This window comes from Polynucleobacter sp. Tro8-14-1, assembly GCF_018881655.1.
In the GTDB taxonomy this organism is placed as follows: domain Bacteria; phylum Pseudomonadota; class Gammaproteobacteria; order Burkholderiales; family Burkholderiaceae; genus Polynucleobacter.
In genome coordinates this window covers 147,374-169,935 of record NZ_JACVPX010000006.1, presented here as the reverse complement: position 1 = coordinate 169,935, position 22,562 = coordinate 147,374, and the positions used below count along the sequence as shown (strand labels likewise).

Below are 22,562 nucleotides of genomic sequence, written 5' to 3'. Positions count from 1 at the left end.
TCTTGTTAAAGCTTGGCAGCGTAGTTTTGTTTGACATAGTCATCTACGATCACCTGAAACTCTTCGGCAATTTTCTCACCACGCAGGGTTTTGACCTTAATTCCGTCGACAAACACTGGGGCTGCAGGGGTTTCACCCGTTCCAGGCAATGAAATACCAATATTGGCATGCTTACTCTCGCCTGGGCCATTCACGATACAGCCCATCACGGCGACATTCATATTCTCTACGCCAGGATGGGTTTTCTTCCAAATAGGCATTTGTTGACGCAAATAAGACTGGATATTCGCTGCCAACTCTTGGAAGGTAGTGCTAGTTGTTCTTCCGCAACCTGGACATGCAATTACCATCGGTGTGAAATTACGCAAGCCCATGGTTTGCAATATTTCCTGGGCAACGATGACTTCATTTTCACGAGGAGCGCCTGGATCAGGCGTCAATGAAACACGAATGGTATCGCCAATACCTTCTTGCAACAAAATACCCATTGCTGCAGTAGAGGAAACAATGCCTTTGCTACCCATGCCTGCTTCAGTTAGACCTAAGTGCAGCGGATAGTCGGAGCGACGTGACAGATCACGATATACGGCAACTAGGTCTTGTACATTACTCACTTTGCAAGACAGCAAAATTTGATCGGGGTTCATGCCAAACTCAACCGCTTTTTCTGCGGACTGCAAAGCAGATTGAATCAAGGCCTCAATCATTACTTCTTGCGCAGTTTTTGGAACTGCTAAAGCAGCATTGCTATCCATGATGGATGCCAGAAGATCCTGATCCAAGCTGCCCCAGTTCACGCCAATCCGAATAGGCTTTTCGTATTTACAAGCGGCTTCGATCATCTGTGCAAATTGTGGATCGCGCTTAGCGCCCTTACCCACATTGCCTGGGTTGATGCGGTACTTCGAGAGCGCTTTAGCGCACTCCGGAAAATCGTTTAATAAAGTATGGCCGTTGTAGTGGAAGTCGCCAATCAATGGCACTAAGACATCCATCTTATCTAACTGCTCACGAATATAAGGCACCGCTGCTGCAGCGGCTGGTGTATCTACAGTAATACGCACCATTTCCGAACCAGCGCGTGCCAATTCTTTCACCTGAATTGCAGTACCTACTGCATCCGCAGTATCGGTATTCGTCATTGACTGCACACGCACGGGTGCATCTCCACCAACGGTAATGATGTTGGTCTTCCAGGCAACGGTTGCTTGACGCGTTGCACGCTTAGGGGATGGGCCTAGCGGAAGTGGTGGCAATGATTGATTAGAGCTCATTAGGATCTATGGGTTGGGTTCTAATTTTTACTTAAGCTTTTTGAGCCACTCAATGGGATGCTCGTTTGGTCCCAGATTGGTATCTTGATCAAACTCTTCATCCGGCTCAACCTCGGCGAGTTCAATCTCAGCATTGTGAACAGCGCGTTCACGCACACGGGTGCGATCCACAACATCTCCTGCCAACTGACCACAGGCGGCCGCAATGTCATCACCGCGGGTCTTCCGTACAGTAGCAACCATGCCCGCATCTAAAAGGATGCCGGCAAAAGCATTGACGCGTTGGGCTGATGAGCGCTTGAGGCCGGACTCTGGGAAAGGATTAAATGGGATGAGATTAATTTTGCACTTAATGTTTCTAAGTAAGCGTATTAATTCTTTTGCCTGGATGTCGGAGTCATTCACGCCATCGAGCATGCAATATTCAAAGGTCAAGAAATCCCTTGGCGCAAATGGTAAGTAACGTTCGCACGCATCAAGCAATTCACGTAGAGGATATTTTTGATTGAGTGGCACCAATTGATCGCGTAATGCGTCATTAGGCGCATGTAATGAAACTGCCAATGCTACAGGGCAATCTTGTGCGAGACGATCAATCATCGGCACTACACCCGATGTAGAAACTGTCACACGACGGCGTGATAAACCGTACGCCCTGTCATCCAGCATCAAGCGCAATGCAGAAACCACATTGTCATAGTTGAGCAAGGGCTCGCCCATGCCCATCATTACCACATTAGAAATCACACGACCAGTGTGTTCCCAACCTGGCGTTGGAAACTTCTCAATTCTACGAATAGCCTCAGGGTCATTGCGTAAAAGATGTTCAGCAAACCAGAGTTGACCAATGATTTCACCGGAAGTGAGATTGCGTGAAAAACCTTGGTGCCCAGTTGAGCAAAAACGGCAATTGACTGCGCAGCCCGCCTGAGAAGAGATACACAAGGTGCCTCGATCATCCTCAGGAATAAATACAGACTCTACCGCATTGCCAGCGCCCACATCCAATAGCCACTTGCGTGTGCCGTCATTGGCGTGCTCATCTTTGATAACAGGGAGGGAAAGTACTTCCGCTTTATCTAGCAAAGTTGCTCTAAAGCTTTTTGCTAAATCACTCATGTCGTTAATGTCAGCTACACCGCGTTGGTGTATCCACTGCATGAGTTGCTTTGCCCTAAAGGGCTTTTCATTCAACCCCGCGACATACGCTGCCATTTGGTCAGCGTCAAAATCTAAGAGATTTACGCGCGGGGAGGTCAATGCGCCTACTTATATATTAAATAGGTTGTTCGTTAGCAATCGTGGATTAACGATTGAAAACATTCATGCCAGGGAAGAAGAATGCAACTTCCACAGCAGCTGTTTCAGGAGCATCAGAACCGTGAACCGCATTTGCATCAATGCTGTCAGCAAAGTCAGCACGGATTGTGCCTTTTTCTGCCTTCTTCGGATCAGTCGCGCCCATCAAGTCACGATTCTTAGCAATAGCACCTTCGCCTTGCAATACTTGAATCATCACAGGACCAGAAATCATGAAGCTCACCAAATCTTTGAAGAAAGGACGGTCTTTATGAACGCCATAGAACTGCTCAGCTTCATTTTGTGACAAATGCGCCATTCTGGAAGCAATGATCTTCAAACCAGCGGATTCAAAACGGTCATAGATTTTGCCGATGACGTTTTTAGCGACAGCATCAGGTTTGATAATAGAAAGGGTGCGTTCAATTGCCATGCAAGACTCCAATAGTGATTTCAAAGGTATTTGCCAGGTGAGGTCAATAAGCCACCCCACTCCAGCGACCCCCGAATTATACATTGCCTAACCGTATTTACCCCTATGTCCGTAGGGCTAAGCCCTTGAATTTACAGGGCATAAGCCTTTAATTTGTAGGTCTTTTCAATAGCGGCTTGAAATTAGGGTGTTTTGTCTATACTTAAGCTCAACAGCCCTTCATGGGCTCTTGTATTCACTATGAAAAAGAAGGGGTCAATATGAGTGATCTGAACTCTTACGGCTTTGGCCAAACCGGTTCAATTAGCAATGTCCAGGTGCGCAACCGCGTTCTCCGTAATACTTACGCCCTTTTGGCGCTCTCCATGATTCCAACTGTAATTGGCGCCTGGCTTGGAGTTGCTATGGGTCTAAGCCTGTTCTCTGGCAGCCCCTTTATTGGCTTCATCGTCTTCATGGCGGTAGCCTTTGGCTTCTTCTGGGCAATTGAGAAGAATAAAGATTCCGGCGTTGGTGTTCTCTTGCTCCTGGGCTTCACCTTCTTCATGGGCATCATGATGTCCCGCTTGATCGGGTTCACGCTTAATAGCTATAGCAATGGCGCGACCCTCATCATGCTGTCCTTTGGTGGCACAGCCGCTATCTTTGCCACAATGGCAACCATTGCCACTGTAAGCAAGAGTGACTTTGCTGGTATGGGCAAATGGCTTATGGTTGGCGTGTTACTCCTAATCGTTGCCTCATTGGCGAACATCTGGTTGCAATTGCCAGCTTTGATGTTGACTGTGATGGTGTTAGCCATCGCCATCTTCTCAGCCTTTATCTTGGTTGATGTACAACGCGTCATCAATGGTGGCGAGACAAACTACATCATGGCTACATTGGCTATTTATTTAGATGTGTATAACGTCTTCACCAACTTACTTGCCCTCTTGGGTATTGTTGGTGGTAATCGAGATTAAGGTAAATTAAGACACGCTAAAACTTTAGTGTGTTGTTCTCATCAGGCGCCTGCGGGCGCCTTTTTTACTGCTGCTATTTAGTCTGTTTGTTTAGCTAAATAATTAAGTCGCTACAAACATGCTCACAGCAAAGGATAGCGCAACCAAAATCAATAGGATTGCAAAACTATCTGAGGCTTTCATGACGCTCTCCCGAAGGTAAAAAAGTTGGGCAGAGATACATCACTGCACAAACTCAATCTACTCTTCTATAAGACATGATTTTGAGGGCGCCGCACCATAATCAGGCTAAATGCACTAAATTAGCGCCCTTTTGGTGCAATTATTAAGCATCAGGAACACTCGAGAATGAAAGTTTAGAAGCGCCAACCCAAAGAAACGCCATAGGAATTGATATTAACCTTGTCGGTTGAGCCATCGTTCCATTGAATGGTTTTATAGTTTTGTTGCGATACCTCTACTCTAGTAAAGAGATGCTTGGTGAGCAGGTATTCGGCACCAATTCCGTAACTAGGTCCATTCAACCATTGATAGTAACCGGGTGATGAGTACTTCGACCAAGACCATCCAAGCTTGATATAGCCCAATAAATTTTCAGTAAACGCATAAGCTACTTTTCCGCCTGCTTCGATGGGGTGCTGTGCATCAGGATCAGAGCCCGCAGTATCCGTTGTAGCCAAATCATAACTACCATAGGCACCTACTAGCCATTGATCGTTAATAGCCTTGTATGCGTCAGCAGTAATGCTGGGAATTCCGCTTCGACTGGTTTCTGATCCGCCTGGTGTTGATACGTCAGTAATAGAATTTAATGCGTAGTCCACAGATAAACCAAAACCTTCAAAGTTTTGCGATTGACCATAAGCAATAGGCGCAGAAAGAGCCCATAGCAAAATTGCTATTTTTTTCATGCAACTACCCCCTTGATACTTATTTTTATATATTACTGGCTACTATATCAAAAGGCTAGGCTTTATCAAAAACAGCCATAGACTCCACGTGGGAGGTGTGGGGGAACATATTAATAATGCCCGCACTACTTAATGTGTAGCCTGCCTGATGGCACAAGATCTCTACATCCCTCGCCAAAGTTTTGGGATTACAGGATACGTAAACAATCCGTTGTGGCAATAATTCACTTTGCGCAATATGCAACTCTGCAAGCGCTTTACAAATCTCCATCGCACCCTCGCGCGGCGGATCCATTAACCAACGCTCTGCTTTGCCCCACGATGCAATTGTTTCTGTTGTAACTTGGAATAAATCGCTTTGCATAAAGCTGGCCTTATCAACGAGTCCGTTATGCTCTGCATTGGCTTTAGCTCGAGTCGTCAAACTCTCTAAACCCTCGATCCCTAGGACCTGTTTTGCTTTTCTAGCAAGCGGCAATGTGAAGTTGCCAATACCGCAAAACAAATCCAATACTCGATCTGTTTCTTTGACTTCAAGCAATCGAATCGCCCTACTGACTAAGGCACGATTCATCATATGATTTACCTGTGTGAAATCTGCAGGCTTAAATGGCATCTCGACCTCAAACTCAGGCAGCCGATAACAAAGCTTGCCGGTCTCAGGATAAAACGGCGCCACAGTCTCAATCCCCTTAGGCTGGAGCCATATCCAAACCTGGTGCTGATCTGCAAACTGTCGGAGAAGTTGCTCATCTTCAGCCGTTAAGGGCTTGAGATTCCGAAACACTAAAGCAGTAACTGGTTTTGATTTCTTGGGATCATCCGAGAAGACATCTTCCGGCTCACCAACCGCAATCTCAATCTGCGGCATACGGTCAACGATCGATAATCCCATCACTAACTTGCGCATCTGCGGCAATAAGTCTGATACGTGCTTAGGCAAAATTTCACAAGCTAGCATGTCAGCTACATAGCCGCTCTTACCCTCATGAAAACCAATCAGTACCGTACCCTTTTTAATGGAGCGATTGACAGCGCTTAGACGTGCTCTGTGACGATATTCCCAAGTAGGTCCACCCATCGGGCGGAGAATTTCTTCAGGCTTTACCTTGGCAATATGTTGCAAGTCATCCTCAAGCACACGCTGCTTCATCGCTACTTGCGCTCTAATATCTAGATGCTGCATGGTGCAGCCACCACACACACCAAAGGCTTTGCACTTAGGTTCCGCCCTAAAAACCGCAGGCTTCAGAATGTCACGTACTTTGGCTTTGCTAAAGCGCGCTTTATTACTGGTGATGGTGTAAGTGACCAACTCGGTTGGCAGTGCGCCTTTAATAAAGATCACCTTACCGCTTTGACCTTGGGCGGCCTCCTCCTCATTGGGGGCTAGGCGTGCAATCCCCTGAGCATCCAAATCCAGCGCTTCGACTTTAATTGGCTCAGTCACCTCTATATTGACTGGCTTATCCCCTCTACGCATCCGCAGAAAAACCTTGCAGATATTCTTGCCATTGACTGCCATTAGGCTCTTTAGATTCTTTTTCTAAATAAGCTTTCACGAAATCAATTTCCTCTTGATATTCGGCGTGAGTAAAGCCGCCACGCAGCAGTTGAAAGCGGCAGTACATGAGATAAGTATTGACCACATCAGTCTCACAGTAACGGCGGATGTCATGAATCTTGCCATCCTGATAGGCAGGCCATACCTGACTGCCATCCATACCCATCTTGCCAGGGAAACCGCAGAGCTTGGCCAAGCCATCCAATGGTGCATTAGCGCGGCCGTTAAATTTAGCCAATAGATCCATCATGTCGAGATGGCGCATGTGATAACGACTGATGTAGTTATTCCACTTAAATTCTCGGCTATCAGAATCCTGGCTTTCACCCATCTCCCAGTAGCGCGGAGCTTGCACATGATTGGCTAAGGCGCGATAGTGCAGCACTGGCAAATCAAACCCGCTGCCATTCCAAGAAACCAATTGAGGGGTATATTTTTCGATGAGATCAAAGAAGGCTTGTATTAACACCTTCTCATCATCCTGCGGAGTGCCTAGAGTGCCCACTTTAATTTGTGGCAAACCTTCTTTAGTAGTCCTGCGGATCACACAAGAGATAGCAACAATCTTTTGCAGAAACAAGGGTAGAAATTCACTACCGGTCTTCTCTGCGCGCTCAGCCATCACTTTGCTAGCAACCTCGGCATCGCTCATGGAGTCTGGAAAATCCTCCAGACGACGCAATCCAGTGACATCTGGAATGGTTTCAATATCGAATACAAGAACGGTCGCCATGGCGCCTACCCTAGACCAACAACATTACTGCAAGTACGGCGTTGGATTAACTGGTTTGCCGTTAACGCGTAACTCGAAATGCAGCTTAGCTGCAGTAGTGTCTGTATCGCCCATCTCAGCGATCTTCTGACCCTTACGAACAGTATCACCCTCTTTTACCAAGAGCTTACTGTTGTGGGCATAAGCAGTGAGATAGGTGTTGTCGTGCTTAATAATCACGAGATTGCCATAGCCACGCAAACTATTCCCTGCGTAAACCACTTTGCCATCAGAGGCGGCAAGAACTGGCTCGCCGACCTTACCAGCAATATCGATCCCCTTATTTGTCTCACTGAACTCACCGGTGACCTTACCTTTTGCAGGCCAAGATAAACGTATGCCCGGCTCAGCAACTACATCGTTTTTCGCTGGCTCAGGAGTGGAGGCTACTGAATCTGATTTTTCAGGCGATGGTTTTTTCTCAGCCACTTTTGCAGGTTTAGTTCCTGCTGGTGCTTTAACCATGATTAAGTCGCCGACTTCTATCACGTTGGGATTAAAGCTAGAGTTAACTGCTTTATTCCATTGAACTACATCACGCGGTGCCTGACCATGATCCAAGGCAATGCGCGCCAAGGTGTCACCTTTTTTAACACGATAGTAACCAGGGGGCGCAGGCTCACTTGAACCACCGCTGCGATCAGTCACGCTAGCAGGCTTAGTGCGAGGTGTAGAACATCCAACCATCAACATCAAGGATGAGGACATGAGCGCGGCGAGGAAAAGTTTCAATAAAGTGGATGGCATCAAAAAGGGGTCTGAATTAGTGAATTCATCATAAATCTCATACTACCCCTGATTGTAAGGGTACAAAAAAGACCCCGTCCAGTACAGTTCTTTGATAGCGCTGGGAACTCATTCTTTCAACCATCACCAGTTGCTGCTCTTTGTCATTTTTGGCGACTGGGGCAACTAAGCGCCCTCCAACCGCTAATTGGTCAAGTAAGGCATCCGGAATACCCAAGCCAGCAGCAGCCAAAATAATGCCGTCAAATGGAGCGGCCTGAGGCAAACCTAAAATACCGTCGCCGTATATCAAGCGAAGATTGTTAATGCGAAATGGGCGCAACTTAGCTCTTGCCATGTCATGCAGCGGACGAATACGCTCTATGGAATAAACCTCGTCCGCCAATAAACTGAGCACTGCCGCTTGGTAACCGCAACCAGTGCCAATCTCCAATACTTTGCCAAGTTTATGTTTAGGCTTGTGAAGCAACTCAATCATGCGTGCCACTACTGATGGCTTAGAGATAGTCTGCTCGTGACCAATTGGTAGCGCAGTATCTTCGTAGGCTTGCGCATGTAATCCAGCATCCATAAAAGCGTGACGTGGGACGGTGGCAATCGCCTCTAATGTTTTACCGTGCCTTACTCCGCCAGCATGTACTTTTGCTGCTAGGGCCTGCCGATAGACAGCAAAGCGTTCGGTTGGAGCCTTCAACCGCGATCCCAACCATTCGCGCGCATCGCTGCTAAGCGAGCATGGTGCGTTAAATCCAATTGCATAGGCGTGATCGAAACACATCCTTCAGCAATCGCATGAAAGTCCGTACCCTCTGAACCCTCTTTGACATCGCCCGCAGCGCCGATCCAGTAGATCTTCTCACCACGCGGACTATCCTGCACCACTACTGGTTGAGAGTGATGACGATTACCGAGGCGCGTTACACGCCAGCGATACAAATCAGCATAAGGGCGATTGGGGATGTTGACGTTCAGTAGTGTTGCTGTACCCTCAGTACGAGCCAAGGCAGAAACCAGCATTTGGGCCACTACATCATGCGCCGCTTTAGCGGCATCTTCAATGCGATTCCAGCCGCGATCAATTTGCGAGAAAGCAATGCCTGGCACACCAAACATCACACCTTCAACTGCAGCAGCAACTGTGCCTGAGTAAAGCGTATCTTCACCCATGTTCTCGCCTTGATTGATGCCAGAGATCACTAGGTCAGGTTTCTCATCCAAAAATCCTGTCATGGCAACGTGCACACAATCGGTTGGTGTGCCATCGACAAAGAAAAAGCCATCACGCTCGCCACCTGCAACACGATGAATCGACAATGGTCTTGATAATGTGAGTGAATTCGAGGCACCGCTATGGTTCTGCTCAGGAGCAATCACGGTAATACGACCCAAGGGACGTACCGCCTCTACTAAAGCTAGCAAGCCAGGAGCTAAATAGCCATCGTCATTAGAGACCAGGATGTGGGGTTGCTTAGACATGATTAAACGAGTCCTGGTTTGTGTTTGCCACGCGCTCTCATTGCTGCGTAGATCACTGGCAATACTAGTAAAGTCAAAATAGTTGTGGTGATCATTCCGCCTACAATCACAAGGGCCAATGGACGCTGCGCTTCCGAACCAATTGCATGTGACAGCGCTGCCGGCAAGAGACCAAGGCCAGCTAGCATCGCGGTCATCAGAACAGGGCGCACTCTCAAGGCAGCCCCATCAACCATCGCATCTTTCATAGCGCCATGCTCTTGCGCAACAGTTTTATTGATATAAGAAATCAAAATCACGCCATCCTGAATCGCAATACCAAATAACGATAAGAATCCAAACAAGGCAGAAATGCTCAAGGTCTCACCACCAAGATGCAAGGCAATGATGCCACCAATCGCAGCGAACGGAACGTTGATCAATACAATCACCGCATCCCGGAAATTACCTAAAGCAGTCACAAGCAATAAGAAAATGGCAACGAGCGTCAATGGAATAATGACCATCAGCTTTTGCTGCGCAGCCTTCATTTGATTGAATTGGCCATCCCATGCAATAGAGTAATTGGCGGGTAATGCCACATTCTTCTCCACTAAATATTTAGCATCCTCTACGGCACTCCCAAGATCACGATCACGCACACTAAAAATCACAGCAATATAGCGTTTCCCAGCTTCGCGGTAAATAAAGAATGGGCCATCAGTTAATTCAACATTGGCGACCATACCCAAAGGTACCCTGGCACCTGAAGGGGTATCAATCAGTAAATTAGCAATATCGGGTAAATCGTTTCGGCTTGACTCATTTAAACGCACCGCAATACCAAAGGTTTTTTCATCCTCCAAGAAATTGCTAACTGGTGCCCCACCAATGGCATTCGCGACTACAGTCTGAACATCTCCGACATTTACACCATATCGCGCCGCTCGCTCACGATCGATTTGAATATTCAAGGTTGGCTGACCAAGCTCCCTCAAAATACTTTCGTCCTCAATACCGCGTACTTTTTTAAGCTGATCAATAACTTCATGAGCTTTGGTATTCAGTATATTTAGATCAGTACCAAAAATCTTGACCGAGTTCTCACCCTTGACACCCGACAAAGCCTCATTCACGTTGTCTTGAATATATTGAGAGAAGCTAAAGGAAACTCCAGGAATACGATTGAGCTCACCCTGTAAACGTTTCAAGAGGTCGGCTTTTGTGGTGCCCTTAGGCATCGCTTCTGGGGATTTCAGATACAAACCATACTCTTGATTAAATACCCCGGTAGAGTCAGTACCATCATCAGGGCGCCCAATTTGGGCGGCAACATGGTCTATCTCAGGCTGCCTTGTAAAGGTTTCTCGCAGCTGATTGGCTATGCTAATGGAATAGTCTAAATCTACTGTATTGGGCAAGACAACCCGCAACCAAATATTGTTTTCCTCAAGAGTAGGCAAAAATGCCGTACCCAAACGGGTAGCGCTTATTAAAGTAATCCCCAACACCAAAATAGATATTGTAATTACATGCCGAGGATGATCCATGAGACGTCTAAGCAATGGCTTATAGCGATTGAGCATCCAAGTGATAAATTTTGGTGGCTCATGGTGGAAGTTTTCACCAAACGAATATGAAATCGCCGCCGGCAAGAATGTCAGACTCAAAATAATCGAGGCAATTAACGCAAAGCCCATGGTGAAGGCCATGGGCTTAAAAATAATTCCCTCAACTCCACCCATTAAAAATAAGGGGGAATAAGCAACAATAATGATGCTGGTGGAATACACCATGGCCCTTTGTACTTCGGCAGTGGCCAAAATAATGCTTTGGTTTAAGCGTTTTCCGCCATCTTCTAGATGGCGCATAACGTTTTCAGTGATGATCACTGCGGCATCTACAATCACGCCAAAGTCAATGGCCCCTAAAGAAATTAGATTAGCTGGTACGTTAAACACGTACATCATGATGAAAGAGAAACACAGTGCCAGCGGAATGACAACTGCAACTACTGCAGCGGCCCTAAAATTTCCTAAGAAGATATACAGCAATATCAAGACCATAGAGATGCCAAAGAACATCGTATGCTTTACTGTGTCGACAGTAATATCTAAAAGCACCTGACGATCATAGAATGGCTTGACTTCAATGCCCGGAGGCAATACATGGGCATTGATTGTGGTAATTTTTTCACGCACTCGCGCTAAGACTTCGGAGGCATTCTCGCCGCGACGCAAATAGACGATTCCTTCTACTGAGTCAGGATTTTCGTCAAACTGGAATAAGCCCAAACGTGGTGCATTGCCAATTTCTACCGTTGCTACATCACCAATACGAACGGGCACGCCATTATTAACAGCAATCACCACGCGTCTAATATCATCTAAATTCTTTAGCAAGCCGACACCGCGTACAACAAACTGCTGTTCACCACTTGGCAAAACACCGCCGCCAGTATTGTCATTAGCCTTTGTTAAGGCATCAATTAGCTGCGCCACAGTAATATTTTTAGATTGCAGGCTCTCTGGGCGAACAATCACGTTGTACTGCCGTACCTTCCCCCCAAAGGAAGAAACGTCTGCGATTCCCGGTGTTTGTTTGAGCTCTTTATAGATTTCATAGTTCTGCAAAGTCTTTAGTCGGGTTGGAGACGCATAGTCAGACTTAACTTGGTAACGCAAGATCTCGCCAGTAGCATCCGAATCAGGACTCACACTTGAACTTACGCCCGGGGGGAAAGTCACATTACCTAAATTGGTAATGAAGATTTGCCGAACCTTAAAAGGATCAGCATCGTCATTAAACTTGAGCGTAACAACGGACAAACCAAATAGAGAAACTGAGCGAAACGCTTTGACTCCCGGAATGCCAGCTAAGGCATTTTCAACTGGAATAGTGACTTGTTGCTCAACCTCAGTTGTACTTCTCCCTGGCCATTGGGAAATCGCCTGAATCGTCAGCGGCGCTACACCAGGGTAAGGCTGAATAGGCAATTGCTTGAGACTATATCCGCCCATACACAATAAAACAAAAGAAGCGAAGAGGATGAGAACACGTTTATCTAAAACGCTCCTTAGAAAGTTCGTTGCGAAACTCAATTACTCCTCCTGCTTCGCAAAACGATCATTTAACAAGACCGCGCCATCCGTTAATACTTGCATACCAGGCTCAACACCTTCGGTCACCGCAAATTGTTTGCCATCAAGATCGAAACCTTTCACCACAAAACGTCTAAAAGTATCCGGGGCCGTTCTGATAATGACATAACGCATCTCGCGAACCCGCACAATAGCAGTCTGTGGCAAAACGACAGCCTGCGATGAGCCAACCTGTAGCTTGCCTGAAGCAAACATATCCGGACGCAATAAACCATCGGAATTATCAACATCACAACGAATCACTAAGGCCCTGGTATCAGGATCAATAGTGGGCGCAATAAAATTAGTTTTAGCAGTGAATACTTTGTCTGGATAGGCTTCAGTACGCAAAATAATGGTTTGACCTTTTTGAATCTTGGCAATATCTTGCTCGTATACATTACCCAAGAACCATAAGGCCTTCGGATCCGCCAAGGTGGCCAAAACATCGCCAATGTTGGCAAAAGCACCAGGCTCTACTGCACGCTTCACTACCACGCCATCAATTGGTGATCGCACCACTAAGTTGGTTTGCGTTTTACCAGTCTTTTCTAGGAAATGAATGTCGCCATCACCGGCACCTAAATTACGAATGCGGTTGGCAGCAGCCTCTTGTGTAATACGAGAATCCGACAATAAATCACCCATCGCTTTATTACCCTCTAGAATCTTCGTAGTCTTAGAGGACAGTAGATATTCTTGCTGAGCAGAAATGAAATCTGGGCTATACATCTCCAAAACAGGAGAGCCCACTTTTACTTGCGCACCATCAAAGGCGTCAATCCGCTCAACCCGTCCAGCAGCTCGAGCCGAGAGCACTTTCGATTTTTCAGCATTAAACGTCAAACGACCAGGCATAGCTAACTCAACTGGAACATCCGATTTAATGGCCTCGGTAAATACATAAACATCTGGATTTAAATTGAGACCTGGGAGCTTTAACTCCATCGCACCAGACGACTCTACCTTTAATGACTTATCATTTTTTTCAAGCTTGACTGGACGGTTCACATTAACAAATAGCCCTATCACAATGCCCAGCATCAAAATTGAAATACAAATGATCACTAAACGCAGTCGAGCGCGCGTCTCCGGTGGTAGCGCCCAATAGGAGCGATGGATATTATTTGTATTCGCATCAATGCGCGCTACAAATTGATCTTTTAGCTTATGCGCTTCTGCAAGAGCTCGCTGGTAAATGGCAATCAGTTTATGCTTCAAAACAACTCCTTAAAAAGGTTCTTTACCGGCCGTAGCCAATAAAACAGCTTGCGCTTGCAATAAATTACTCTCCGCAAGAGCCAGCTGAATTTCCAAGCCGCGTAATTGCGTTTGTGCTGTTAACAAATCATTGAACCCTTGGCCATTATTGGAATACTGAGTTAATCCGACCTTGTATGCGGCATCAGCCTGAGGTACTTGCCTATCCCTGAGAAAGTTTGCCGCAGTTCTGGCTTGCTCATAAGAAGCGTAAGCTGAGTTCACAGCCAACACGATCTGTTGACGATTAGAAATATCGCTTGCCTCAGCAGAAGCTTGATTGCGGATCGCTTGTTCCACCCCGTATTTCTCCTTGGTAAAAAAGTACAAAGGAATAATGAGGTCTAACTCCAACTGGTAAAACAAGGCACCATTATTGGCTGAAAATGGTCCGCGTGGGGTATAGGAAGAACCAATCACCTGGAAATCTGGCAAGTAGGCCTTCTTCGCCAAGGTCACCCCTTTGCGAGCGGCCTCCAATTGGAGGGCAGATCCTTTTAGACTTGGGTGACTAGATTCGGCGTAATCCTCTAACTCTATCAAGGTTGGCATTGCATTCATCGAACGGCGGACATCGCCTTTGAGAACAAGCTTTTCACGTGAGTGGCGCCCCACTAAAGTATTAATGTTGTTTAACGCTACTTGTAGCTGGCGCTCTAAATTAAATTGATCTGCTTCTGCAGAACTTTGAGCAACTTGAGCATTTAAATACTCAACATAAGCAGCAGCATTATTCGCATAGCGAGCCTTCGCAACATTCTTAATCATCTCCAAACGAATCACCGACTCTTTTAGCACTTGCAACTGCTTTTGTGCAGCAAGCGCGCTGTAATACAGCGTAGATAACTGTGCACCTAACTGCAAATAGGCTGCCTCAGATTGAGCCAGCAATGCCTCTGCATTGGTATCGGCAATATCAGCAGCTAAACTCTTTTTACCTGGAAACTGAAATGGCTGAGCAATCGAAATTGAGTTATTACTACTAATTCCACCGGGGTATTGCTGAGATGGTGCATTAGCACCACCTAATGCAAATGGGGAGTTAGCCGGCATACCGGACCACACTAGACCAACCTGTGGATTAGCTGGTGCTGCAATTTGAGGCACAGTTGCTTTCGCCGATAAATACGATTCACGCAATGCGCCAAGCTGGGGATTATTGAGTTTGAGCTCACTCCAAAGTTGGCGTAAATCCATTTCTGATGAGCCAGTTGATGCGTTGTTGACATAAATCTTTGGGGTATTTTGTTTGGTAACTGGTGCAAATAGTTCCGTAGCCTTTGAGGACTTATCCTTAGCACTCAGCTGAGCACTAATTGAGGGAGGCGCAGTTAAAGATGTATCACCTGTTTGCACGCTGACACTTGCCGGCGTGATGTCATTGGTAGCGGACTGCGCAAACACAGAGCAAGCAAAAGTCGCAACTACCAAGGAAGTGATGCAGTGAGCAGCATTGAATGCGCTAATTTTGCGTGTAAGGATTAACAAATGCGGCAGCCTCTAAATCAATAAAAATGCTGTTTTTATAGCTCCAGATGCAGATTTCGACCAATTTTAAACGCGATTCTGGAGGTTTTAAGGATTATAGGGGATAAAGGATAAAAGTCGAATTATTAAAATTCTCTATGTTATTGATTCTAAATATAATAATTATGGATCGAGTCTAAAAATTCTTAGAACTCGGCATGAATCCTAAAAGACACAACATTTACAGGACCGCGAGCAGCATTGTAGGCTGGGTTCATGATGTGCTGATAGTTGAGACCCAAGAGGACATTTTGAATCACCAAAGCGTTGTAGTACACCTCACTAATTTGTTCAGGCTTATAACTAATAGACTGACTTGGACCTGCGTAAGGATAAGGGGTGTCACCAATGAAATTGGAAATTCCTCCTGCTTGTAAATAGGCTCTTCGATTAGATGAAATGCCATTGAGCATCGCAGATAGGCCTATCGTATCTTTGGCCCTACCCCAGCGCTCACCATTAATCCCCATACCAACAGATAAAGAGCTGTCGGCCTCTGCAAAAGCCATAGTTTCTGTATGGCCATCGGATGTGAATGCCCGCATGTATATACCCATGTCCTTGGTCAAGGCTTGTTCAGCATTTAAACCAATACCGGTTTTGACTTGAGCGCTATTGCGAACATTGACAATAGCTTGAGTGCCCTGAGCATTATTCACCAACAAATAATTAGTAGCGTCAGTAAATCGTGCCATAACCATGCGATTACGGTAACCTAGGACACTGACCTTACCCGGTAAGCTGCCAATACTATGCTGACGCTCTACCTCAATCTGATCACCGTAAGAATTAAAAATTTGCCAGTTCAGATCGCGCCCGTTTGGGTCTTTTGGAGCTAGCATGCGTGAGGCTCTAAAGACCCAATTATCACGATACCACTCACCCGCCAAGCCCCAGCTATAGCCGCGCGCATCGGCTGCGTAGTCATAAGATAGGTAAGTCATATTGCCCCAGTTCATAAATTGCACGCGGGGATCTTTAGCGTACCTACTGTCATCAAAAATATCTAATGTAGAAAACTGTCCTGCAGTAATCACAAATCGATTGCTGCTGACTGTTTGACCAATCTGGTTGGCATCATTTTCTAACTCGACCTTACCGCCCTCTTGGTTAATCGTTTGACGCAAGAATGCGCGAGCAGAATAAAAGTGGGCTTGTGCACCTTGTGCGCGAGTTGCCTCGCCATTGGTAGGACCACCTAAACCTGTCAATCCAGAAAAAGGCACCCCAGAAACTACTTCAGGATTGAAATAAATATCAGTATCAGAGGCGACACGTGCACCAAAAAATAGCGTCCCCGACCAGGTATAACTCATCGACTTATCGGGTAGCAAACTGTTTTGCCCCTGATAAGGGGAATTGAATGCGTTGTAGCGCTGATTAATATAGGTAGTTTGACCGTGTACGTTTACAGGCAACCCTAGGATCTCACCTTCTGTTGGCAATCCCTGAATTGCTTCTGCAAAACTCGCAATTTGGTCGGCGCCTGACCCTGCCCGCTGTGCGTACACAGAAGCAGTGACAAAACTTAACAAGAGAATGAGCAAAAGCTTGCGGGTCATTCACGATTTCTGATGAGGTTGCTGAACCTAGTGGTTATGGCAACAGATTGAAGGAAAAATCAGTGCACTCACGGCCTGGGATTGAAGCCCAAGGGCGGCGCAGCCCAAATTATCCCCAAAAAGAGGCAATTTACCTAGTCTTTATGTCCTAGAGATGACAGATTAGGGAAGAATCCCTGATAGATTGGGCTCGTACTAGTCTTGGGTGTGCCCTGAAAACAACTCAATGAGCAAACAGAAGAATTAACGGCGATCCATTAAGGCGCGAGCTAAGGTGCCAGCATCCACATACTCAAGCTCTCCTCCTACTGGGATGCCTCGTGCAATACGCGTAACTTTGATGCCTTTAGCTTTAAGTACCTCGCCAATGTAATGAGCAGTAGCCTCACCTTCACTCGTGAAATTCGTAGCCAGCACCACTTCCCGAATCGACACACCAGTATCAGGGGTCTCAATGCGATTGAGTAATCGATCAAAGCCGATTTCATTTGGACCCATGCCATCGAGTGGTGAGAGACGACCCATCAATACAAAGTAGTTACCTTTAAAACTGAGCGTCTGCTCCACCATCACTTGGTCAGCAGGCGTTTCTACTATGCAAAGCAAAGAAGGATCACGGCGACCATCGGAACAAGTACCGCAAACCTGAGTTTCTGAAAACGTATTGCAACGCGCGCAGTGGCCTACTGTTTCAACTGCCTCACCCAATGACTGAGCGAGTACTGCTGCGCCATTACGGTCATGCTGTAATAAATAGAACGCCATGCGCTGAGCTGACTTGGGGCCCACCCCAGGCAGAACGCGTAATGCCTCGATCAATCGAGCGAGTGCATCTTGAGGTGCTTCTATGCGCGCCATTAAATATTCAGGTTTGTATTTAGAAAGATTGGATTAGAACGGCAACTTAAAGCCAGGGGGCATTGGCATGCCAGCAGTGGCGCCAGACATCATCTGGGCACTTGCCGCTTCCACCTGTTTGAATGCTTCTGTGTAAGCAGTCACGATGAGGTCTTCCAACATCTCACGATCATCCATGGCGCCTGGATCAATCTGCACACGTTTGAGTTCGTATTTGCCAGAGACAGTTACTTTTACCAAGCCACCGGCAGCTTGACCAGTTACTTCCAACGCAGCCAACTCGGCTTGCGCAGTTTTCATCTTCTCCTGCATCTGCTGAGCCTGTTTCATGAGGCCAGCAAGTCCACCTTTCATCATCGCTTTATTTCCTTAGTGGTATTACTTATGATTTATGAAAATTGATATTGAATTAAAGAGGTTTCACAGAACCGCCAACTACCTTGGCACCAAACTCTTTTTCTAATTGTTGAATAAATGGATCGGCAGCAATCATTTGCTCCGCATTCATTCTTTTCTCTTGATGAATCTGGGCATCCACCTTGGCCACTGTCTTACCTTCTACTTCGCCCTTTTCAATTACGATCTTGACGGGCTTGCCAAAGTGAGTTGTAAGCGCATCAGCCAAACGACCAACAGAAGCTTCTGAAGCTAACTGCGGCATCGGCGTGAGGATAGTTGCACGCACCCCAGAAGCTGAATCATTCCAATCTTGCAACTCTGTCTGAAATGCTAACTGCTGCACCATCCCTTTAACGGGTAACTGACGCATCAAGGCATGCCAATCAGGACGCTCGGCAGAACTGGCCACGGAAATTTGTGCAGCTGTAGCTGACGGTGTTGACGCTGGAGTGGCAGGCGCAGATGTTCTAGCAGCAGGCGCTGGTGCAGATGCTTTAGGAGCAGGCGCTGCTGGCCGAGCCGATGGAGATGATGGCGCTGAAGGAGAATTACCTCCTCCACCGCTACCTGGACGAAACGCCAACATACGCAACAGCGTCATGGCAAAGCCAGTTTGCTCATCCGGTGCCAGCGATAAATCTGGACGACTTGTAATCGTGATTTGATAGAAGAGTTGCGCCTCTTCTTTTGTGAGCTGGCCTGCCAAGCGACAAATCTCGCCTGCTTCTGGCCAATCTTCTAAAACGGATTCTGGAACGACTTGGGCTGCTGCAATTTTTTGCAACAGACTAGAGAGATCTTGCAACGCCAATGAGAAAGACATGCTGCGCTCACCCATTTCGTTTGCGACTGCAAGAAGGCTTGCACCATCTTTAGCAATCAAGCAATCTAAAATACGGATGAGATAAGCATCATCTAATGTGCCAAGCATGCCGCGTACAGATTCTTCGCTAACTCTGCCAGCCGCATAGGCAATGGCCTGATCGGTTAGCGACAAAGCATCACGCATTGAACCTTGAGCCGCCTTGGCGAGAACACGTAAGGCATTGACTTCGCACTCCACCTTCTCAGCAGCGAGCACTTTTTCTAAATGTTCAACAATGAGCGGTACTGGCATTTGCTTGAGGTTGAACTGCAAGCAACGAGACAGAATGGTAACTGGGATCTTTTGTGGATCGGTAGTAGCTAGAATAAATTTGACGTGCTCTGGCGGCTCTTCCAAGGTTTTAAGCATGGCATTGAAGGCATGATTGGTGAGCATATGCACCTCGTCAATCATGTAGACCTTATAACGCGCATTGCTGGGTGCGTAAGCTGCCTTTTCTAGGAGGGCAGCAATATCGTCAACGCCACGATTACTTGCAGCATCCATCTCTATATAGTCAACAAAGCGACCAGCATCGATTTCCATGCAAGCTGGGCATTTTCCGCAAGGCTCTGAAGTCATCTTGCCGGAACCATCAGACCCCGTGCAATTGAGGGCCTTAGCCATAATCCGGGCAATTGTGGTCTTACCTACTCCACGGGTACCCGTAAAGAGCCATGCGTGGTGCAGACGACCCTGATCCAAAGCATGGGTTAAGGCCTTAACCACATGGTCTTGGCCGACTAATTCAGAGAAGGTTTTGGGGCGCCACGAACGGGCTAATGCCAATGCTGTCATGTCTTACATTCTAACAAGCTAAAATGGAATTGGATGGGCCTCCCCGCATGGTGGGTTGGATAACCTGGTCAGGTCGGGAACGAAGCAGCCAAACCCAATTTCTGCCAGTGCCGGGGGTTTGGCTCATCCACCCTCCCCAATGGAATGCCCTAAGACCAAGCCGGCTTACTTCTGTAGCTTTTTAGCCCCCCCCCGCTCCCCTGAATTCTCTTTTAATTTCTTAGCAAAAGCAGCCCTGCCTTCAGCTTCGGAAACGATCCTTAACTAGCGTTAATAAACTTTCTGCCTGCGTAATTGCTTCTGACGTCAATGCATCTGAAACTAGATCTCCTGAATAATCGATAGCGTTTCTTTGCTTGCGCAACTGATCGAGCAATATGAGTCTAGTTTTATCCAGACCGATAGTTAAGGGCAATGCCTGCAACATGAGCTGATGATGTCCTGGCTTACTAGTTAGCACCCTATAGCCTTTTGCTTGCAATGCTGCTTTGGACATTTGCATAATAGCTTTATAAGCTAAATCAAAACGACTTTCATTGCTAATGGTTTTTAATTTAGCGTCTTGCAAACTCGACTGCGCAGCTTCAATGAGCCTGCGAATCATTAAGCGATCGATTTCTATTGAATCAAGACTGATTCCGACTAGATTTTGTAGGGTGATCTGAGGCCTCATTAGTGTGGAGTTGTTGCTCATCCCCAATAATGAAGAGCTTTGGCTTGCTCAATACATCATGGATGAAGGCTCCATTATCTTTCACCAACCTGCTCCACTCTTTAGCAGCATAGACCTTAGGGTTAATCTCTCTTCCCAATTGCTCTTGCAAGGGATGCAACAGCAGAACAACTTCTGCATAACTTACTCCACCAATAAACATGAGATCAATGTCACTTTTAGCATTTACCTTTCCACTCGCAACTGATCCAAATACAAACGCGCTTTGTATTTTTTCACTTAAAGGTAACAAGGCAGTAATCAATACATCACTTAAGCCACTTGTCTTTCGCAAAACATTGGCAAGGTCTACGTAAATTGGACACTCTTGATTTGCTTGGTAATGATTTTGATTGCCTACTTTCTGAATCGTAAGTAAACCCACTTCTAACAACTTATCCATTTCCCGTTTGAGAGTGCCTGGCACGGTTGCAGTGAGTCGAGCAATTTCACGCAAATAGTAGGAGCGCTCTGGATGAAGAAGAAGCAAGCCCAATACACGGCTGCGATATTCGGTGAAAAGTACGGATGAGAGTGTCGACATACCCTAAATATTGCACTAATGTTGCTTTATTAGCAACTATAGTAGCTTTTAAAGCAACATTAAGACCAAATCAAATGAGGGGTCTAAAAGACCTTCAGAATCCTCAATATTCCCCAAATCATCCAAATGATTGCCAAAACTAGAACCGTTCTAGCGTCTAGCTGGATCTTAAATAGCTGTAGCTGCCTGTGAGAACACTCAATAGAAACTCGCAAAGCTGATCTCCTAAATATAGAAAGTTTCAGCGTAGAGACTTAAGAATGTGGTGAGTAGAGATGAAGGATGAAATGATCCTAGGAAAGCATTAGACCCTCCTACGCCATGCCTATCAAAATTACTTTTGTGAATCGGTATTGCGGCCTTGCGTTACTTTCTTGCGCATGAATGATGGCTTGACTGCTGCTTACATCATGCAGAACCAGTGTGTCATCTAAATCAGCAACTCGATAAATTAGTTATTTTTATTTTTTAAGGCTTCTTCTAGCTGATTGATTTTATTTTGCATTGCAGTCATCTTTGCATTAAGCGCACCAACGTTTAAGAAAGTCTCATCGGCAACTGGCGCTTTGAGGTTGTTACCCCAGCCCAGCCATGACGAGTCATATACCTTGACCTTCTTAAAGCCCAAAGACTTAAGTACTGTGGCAGTCTCAGAGGCCCGCACACCACTTTGGCAATAGACCACGGTTTCTTTATCAGGATCTAGATTGGCATACAGTTTTTTTAAATCTATTTGATTTTTTAGCGCCATGCCAGAGTTATCAGCAACTTGTTTCTTGCCTAGCTTGGTCGCAGTTGCTGGGTCTTGCCAATTGTCCTCGAACGGGATATTGGTGGCATTGGGAATATGGCCACCCCGAATCGTACGCACATCCTTACCGGAGAACTCGTCGGGCGTTCTGGCATCAATGATTTGCACGGATTTCGACTGAGCAAGCTTGAGCATCTCCTCATTACTAACAACCAATTGAGGCTGCGGTACTAGTACTACGGACACTGGCGGTAAGGTTTGGCGCTCTTTTTGAATTGGCAGGCCAGCTTGTTTCCAGCCATCAATACCATCATGGTAAATCTGCGCATCTTTTCCACCAAAATAATTAATGGTATACAGACCAAAATAAGTGTATGGATTGCCGCGTGCACCATAAACCACAACATCTTTATTCACATCTAAACCAGCAGCGTTAAAAATCTTTTGAATTTGTTCTGTAGGGATGTAGTCTTCTTTATTTGGATCACGCAGTACGTTACCGACCTCACCAATATTGATTGCCCCTGGGATGTGGCCGTCTAAGTAACTTTTTTCATCGCGTACATCCCAAATAATCGCACCGCGAGCAATTGCCTGCTGCATCTGATCTGTTTGAATAATGGCTGTTTTTTGCTGAGCGAATGCCATAGAAAAAATAGATGTCAAAATGATTGCCAATAGTGATTTCACGATACTTCCTTGGATTAAATATGAGTGAATAAGCGATAA

The 22,562-nt window shown here is 46.3% G+C and carries 19 protein-coding genes, 1 other RNA gene and 1 pseudogene; 2 read left to right on the top strand and 19 right to left on the bottom strand.

The window, feature by feature from the left end:
• Nucleotides 1–5: 5 nt before the first annotated feature.
• From ispG to ndk, 3 genes are read right to left on the bottom strand one after another with little or no spacing between them, the layout of a single operon-like run.
• On the bottom strand, nucleotides 6–1,274 hold the full coding sequence (ispG, locus tag ICN34_RS08330; RefSeq protein WP_216121938.1) for a flavodoxin-dependent (E)-4-hydroxy-3-methylbut-2-enyl-diphosphate synthase: 1,269 nt from the start codon (nucleotides 1,272–1,274) through the stop codon (nucleotides 6–8).
• Nucleotides 1,275–1,301: 27 nt separating this feature from the next.
• Nucleotides 1,302–2,534, bottom strand: coding sequence for a 23S rRNA (adenine(2503)-C(2))-methyltransferase RlmN (gene rlmN, locus ICN34_RS08325; protein ID WP_216121936.1), 1,233 nt, complete (start codon nucleotides 2,532–2,534; stop codon nucleotides 1,302–1,304).
• Between the two features lie 46 nt (nucleotides 2,535–2,580).
• Entirely contained in the window at nucleotides 2,581–3,006 is a 426-nt protein-coding gene (ndk, locus tag ICN34_RS08320) for a nucleoside-diphosphate kinase (protein WP_071465494.1), read from the bottom strand.
• A 260-nt stretch (nucleotides 3,007–3,266) separates the two neighbouring features.
• Between ndk and ICN34_RS08315 the strand changes: the two genes are divergently transcribed.
• Nucleotides 3,267–3,968 (top strand): Bax inhibitor-1 family protein, encoded by a 702-nt coding sequence (locus ICN34_RS08315; RefSeq protein ID WP_072582541.1) that lies wholly within the window; start codon nucleotides 3,267–3,269, stop codon nucleotides 3,966–3,968.
• Between the two features lie 356 nt (nucleotides 3,969–4,324).
• Here ICN34_RS08315 and ICN34_RS08310 read toward each other — a convergent pair whose 3' ends face one another.
• The 13 genes and pseudogenes from ICN34_RS08310 to dnaX all read right to left on the bottom strand — a co-directional run bounded on the left by ICN34_RS08310 (nucleotide 4,325) and on the right by dnaX (nucleotide 19,826).
• Nucleotides 4,325–4,879: an outer membrane protein gene (locus tag ICN34_RS08310; protein ID WP_072582166.1), complete on the bottom strand. Its 555-nt coding sequence runs from the start codon at nucleotides 4,877–4,879 to the stop codon at nucleotides 4,325–4,327.
• A gap of 55 nt (nucleotides 4,880–4,934) precedes the next feature.
• Nucleotides 4,935–6,362 (bottom strand): 23S rRNA (uracil(1939)-C(5))-methyltransferase RlmD, encoded by a 1,428-nt coding sequence (gene rlmD / locus ICN34_RS08305; protein ID WP_072582165.1) that lies wholly within the window; start codon nucleotides 6,360–6,362, stop codon nucleotides 4,935–4,937.
• Nucleotides 6,355–7,176 carry a 3'-5' exonuclease gene (locus ICN34_RS08300; protein WP_072582164.1) on the bottom strand — a complete coding sequence of 274 codons (822 nt, stop codon included), beginning with the start codon at nucleotides 7,174–7,176 and terminating at the stop codon, nucleotides 6,355–6,357. Before ICN34_RS08300 ends, rlmD begins: the two co-directional genes overlap by 8 nt.
• A 24-nt stretch (nucleotides 7,177–7,200) precedes the next feature.
• The gene (locus ICN34_RS08295) at nucleotides 7,201–7,923 is read right to left on the bottom strand and encodes a peptidoglycan DD-metalloendopeptidase family protein (RefSeq protein ID WP_237767706.1); all 723 of its coding nucleotides are present in this window, start codon (nucleotides 7,921–7,923) and stop codon (nucleotides 7,201–7,203) included.
• A 76-nt stretch (nucleotides 7,924–7,999) separates the two neighbouring features.
• Nucleotides 8,000–8,623 (bottom strand): annotated as a pseudogene (locus ICN34_RS08290) (protein-L-isoaspartate(D-aspartate) O-methyltransferase); the annotation flags it as partial.
• Nucleotides 8,624–8,652: 29 nt separating this feature from the next.
• Nucleotides 8,653–9,438, bottom strand: coding sequence for a 5'/3'-nucleotidase SurE (gene surE / locus ICN34_RS08285; protein ID WP_072582161.1), 786 nt, complete (start codon nucleotides 9,436–9,438; stop codon nucleotides 8,653–8,655).
• Nucleotides 9,439–9,440: 2 nt separating this feature from the next.
• On the bottom strand, nucleotides 9,441–12,518 hold the full coding sequence (locus ICN34_RS08280; RefSeq protein WP_216121935.1) for an efflux RND transporter permease subunit: 3,078 nt from the start codon (nucleotides 12,516–12,518) through the stop codon (nucleotides 9,441–9,443).
• The gene (locus ICN34_RS08275) at nucleotides 12,519–13,778 is read right to left on the bottom strand and encodes an efflux RND transporter periplasmic adaptor subunit (protein ID WP_083564197.1); all 1,260 of its coding nucleotides are present in this window, start codon (nucleotides 13,776–13,778) and stop codon (nucleotides 12,519–12,521) included. It abuts the gene before it with no gap.
• A 9-nt stretch (nucleotides 13,779–13,787) separates the two neighbouring features.
• On the bottom strand, nucleotides 13,788–15,305 hold the full coding sequence (locus ICN34_RS08270) for a TolC family protein (protein WP_072582159.1): 1,518 nt from the start codon (nucleotides 15,303–15,305) through the stop codon (nucleotides 13,788–13,790).
• 185 nt (nucleotides 15,306–15,490) lie between these two features.
• Nucleotides 15,491–16,906, bottom strand: a complete 1,416-nt coding sequence (locus ICN34_RS08265; RefSeq protein ID WP_072582158.1) for a carbohydrate porin — start codon at nucleotides 16,904–16,906, stop codon at nucleotides 15,491–15,493.
• Between the two features lie 243 nt (nucleotides 16,907–17,149).
• The gene (gene recR, locus ICN34_RS08260; protein ID WP_216121933.1) at nucleotides 17,150–17,764 is read right to left on the bottom strand and encodes a recombination mediator RecR; all 615 of its coding nucleotides are present in this window, start codon (nucleotides 17,762–17,764) and stop codon (nucleotides 17,150–17,152) included.
• A 33-nt stretch (nucleotides 17,765–17,797) separates the two neighbouring features.
• Nucleotides 17,798–18,121 carry a YbaB/EbfC family nucleoid-associated protein gene (locus ICN34_RS08255; RefSeq protein WP_215359808.1) on the bottom strand — a complete coding sequence of 108 codons (324 nt, stop codon included), beginning with the start codon at nucleotides 18,119–18,121 and terminating at the stop codon, nucleotides 17,798–17,800.
• Between the two features lie 52 nt (nucleotides 18,122–18,173).
• Nucleotides 18,174–19,826 (bottom strand): DNA polymerase III subunit gamma/tau, encoded by a 1,653-nt coding sequence (gene dnaX / locus ICN34_RS08250; protein ID WP_216121931.1) that lies wholly within the window; start codon nucleotides 19,824–19,826, stop codon nucleotides 18,174–18,176.
• A gap of 32 nt (nucleotides 19,827–19,858) precedes the next feature.
• Between dnaX and ffs the strand changes: the two genes are divergently transcribed.
• Nucleotides 19,859–19,957: signal recognition particle sRNA small type (gene ffs / locus ICN34_RS08245), an RNA gene on the top strand.
• Nucleotides 19,958–20,067: 110 nt separating this feature from the next.
• Here ffs and ICN34_RS08240 read toward each other — a convergent pair.
• The 3 genes from ICN34_RS08240 to ICN34_RS08230 all read right to left on the bottom strand — a co-directional run bounded on the left by ICN34_RS08240 (nucleotide 20,068) and on the right by ICN34_RS08230 (nucleotide 22,523).
• The gene (locus ICN34_RS08240; protein WP_216121929.1) at nucleotides 20,068–20,430 is read right to left on the bottom strand and encodes a DNA-binding protein; all 363 of its coding nucleotides are present in this window, start codon (nucleotides 20,428–20,430) and stop codon (nucleotides 20,068–20,070) included.
• Nucleotides 20,431–20,452: 22 nt separating this feature from the next.
• On the bottom strand, nucleotides 20,453–21,082 hold the full coding sequence (locus ICN34_RS08235; protein ID WP_216121927.1) for a nucleotidyltransferase domain-containing protein: 630 nt from the start codon (nucleotides 21,080–21,082) through the stop codon (nucleotides 20,453–20,455).
• 451 nt (nucleotides 21,083–21,533) lie between these two features.
• Nucleotides 21,534–22,523, bottom strand: coding sequence for a sulfurtransferase (locus ICN34_RS08230; protein WP_216121925.1), 990 nt, complete (start codon nucleotides 22,521–22,523; stop codon nucleotides 21,534–21,536).
• Nucleotides 22,524–22,562 lie beyond the last annotated feature (39 nt).

Bases quoted from the DNA above. Each gene is read 5' to 3' on its own strand.
- ispG (WP_216121938.1), bottom strand. From the start codon at position 1,274: ATGAGCTCTAATCAATCATTGCCACCACTTCCGCTAGGCCCATCCCCT.
- ndk (WP_071465494.1), bottom strand. From the start codon at position 3,006: ATGGCAATTGAACGCACCCTTTCTATTATCAAACCTGATGCTGTCGCT.
- ICN34_RS08315 (WP_072582541.1), top strand. From the start codon at position 3,267: ATGAGTGATCTGAACTCTTACGGCTTTGGCCAAACCGGTTCAATTAGC.
- ICN34_RS08310 (WP_072582166.1), bottom strand. From the start codon at position 4,879: ATGAAAAAAATAGCAATTTTGCTATGGGCTCTTTCTGCGCCTATTGCT.
- rlmD (WP_072582165.1), bottom strand. From the start codon at position 6,362: ATGCGTAGAGGGGATAAGCCAGTCAATATAGAGGTGACTGAGCCAATT.
- ICN34_RS08300 (WP_072582164.1), bottom strand. From the start codon at position 7,176: ATGGCGACCGTTCTTGTATTCGATATTGAAACCATTCCAGATGTCACT.
- ICN34_RS08295 (WP_237767706.1), bottom strand. From the start codon at position 7,923: ATGTCCTCATCCTTGATGTTGATGGTTGGATGTTCTACACCTCGCACT.
- surE (WP_072582161.1), bottom strand. From the start codon at position 9,438: ATGTCTAAGCAACCCCACATCCTGGTCTCTAATGACGATGGCTATTTA.
- ICN34_RS08265 (WP_072582158.1), bottom strand. From the start codon at position 16,906: ATGACCCGCAAGCTTTTGCTCATTCTCTTGTTAAGTTTTGTCACTGCT.
- recR (WP_216121933.1), bottom strand. From the start codon at position 17,764: ATGGCGCGCATAGAAGCACCTCAAGATGCACTCGCTCGATTGATCGAG.
- ICN34_RS08255 (WP_215359808.1), bottom strand. From the start codon at position 18,121: ATGATGAAAGGTGGACTTGCTGGCCTCATGAAACAGGCTCAGCAGATG.
- dnaX (WP_216121931.1), bottom strand. From the start codon at position 19,826: ATGACAGCATTGGCATTAGCCCGTTCGTGGCGCCCCAAAACCTTCTCT.
- ICN34_RS08240 (WP_216121929.1), bottom strand. From the start codon at position 20,430: ATGATTCGCAGGCTCATTGAAGCTGCGCAGTCGAGTTTGCAAGACGCT.
- ICN34_RS08235 (WP_216121927.1), bottom strand. From the start codon at position 21,082: ATGTCGACACTCTCATCCGTACTTTTCACCGAATATCGCAGCCGTGTA.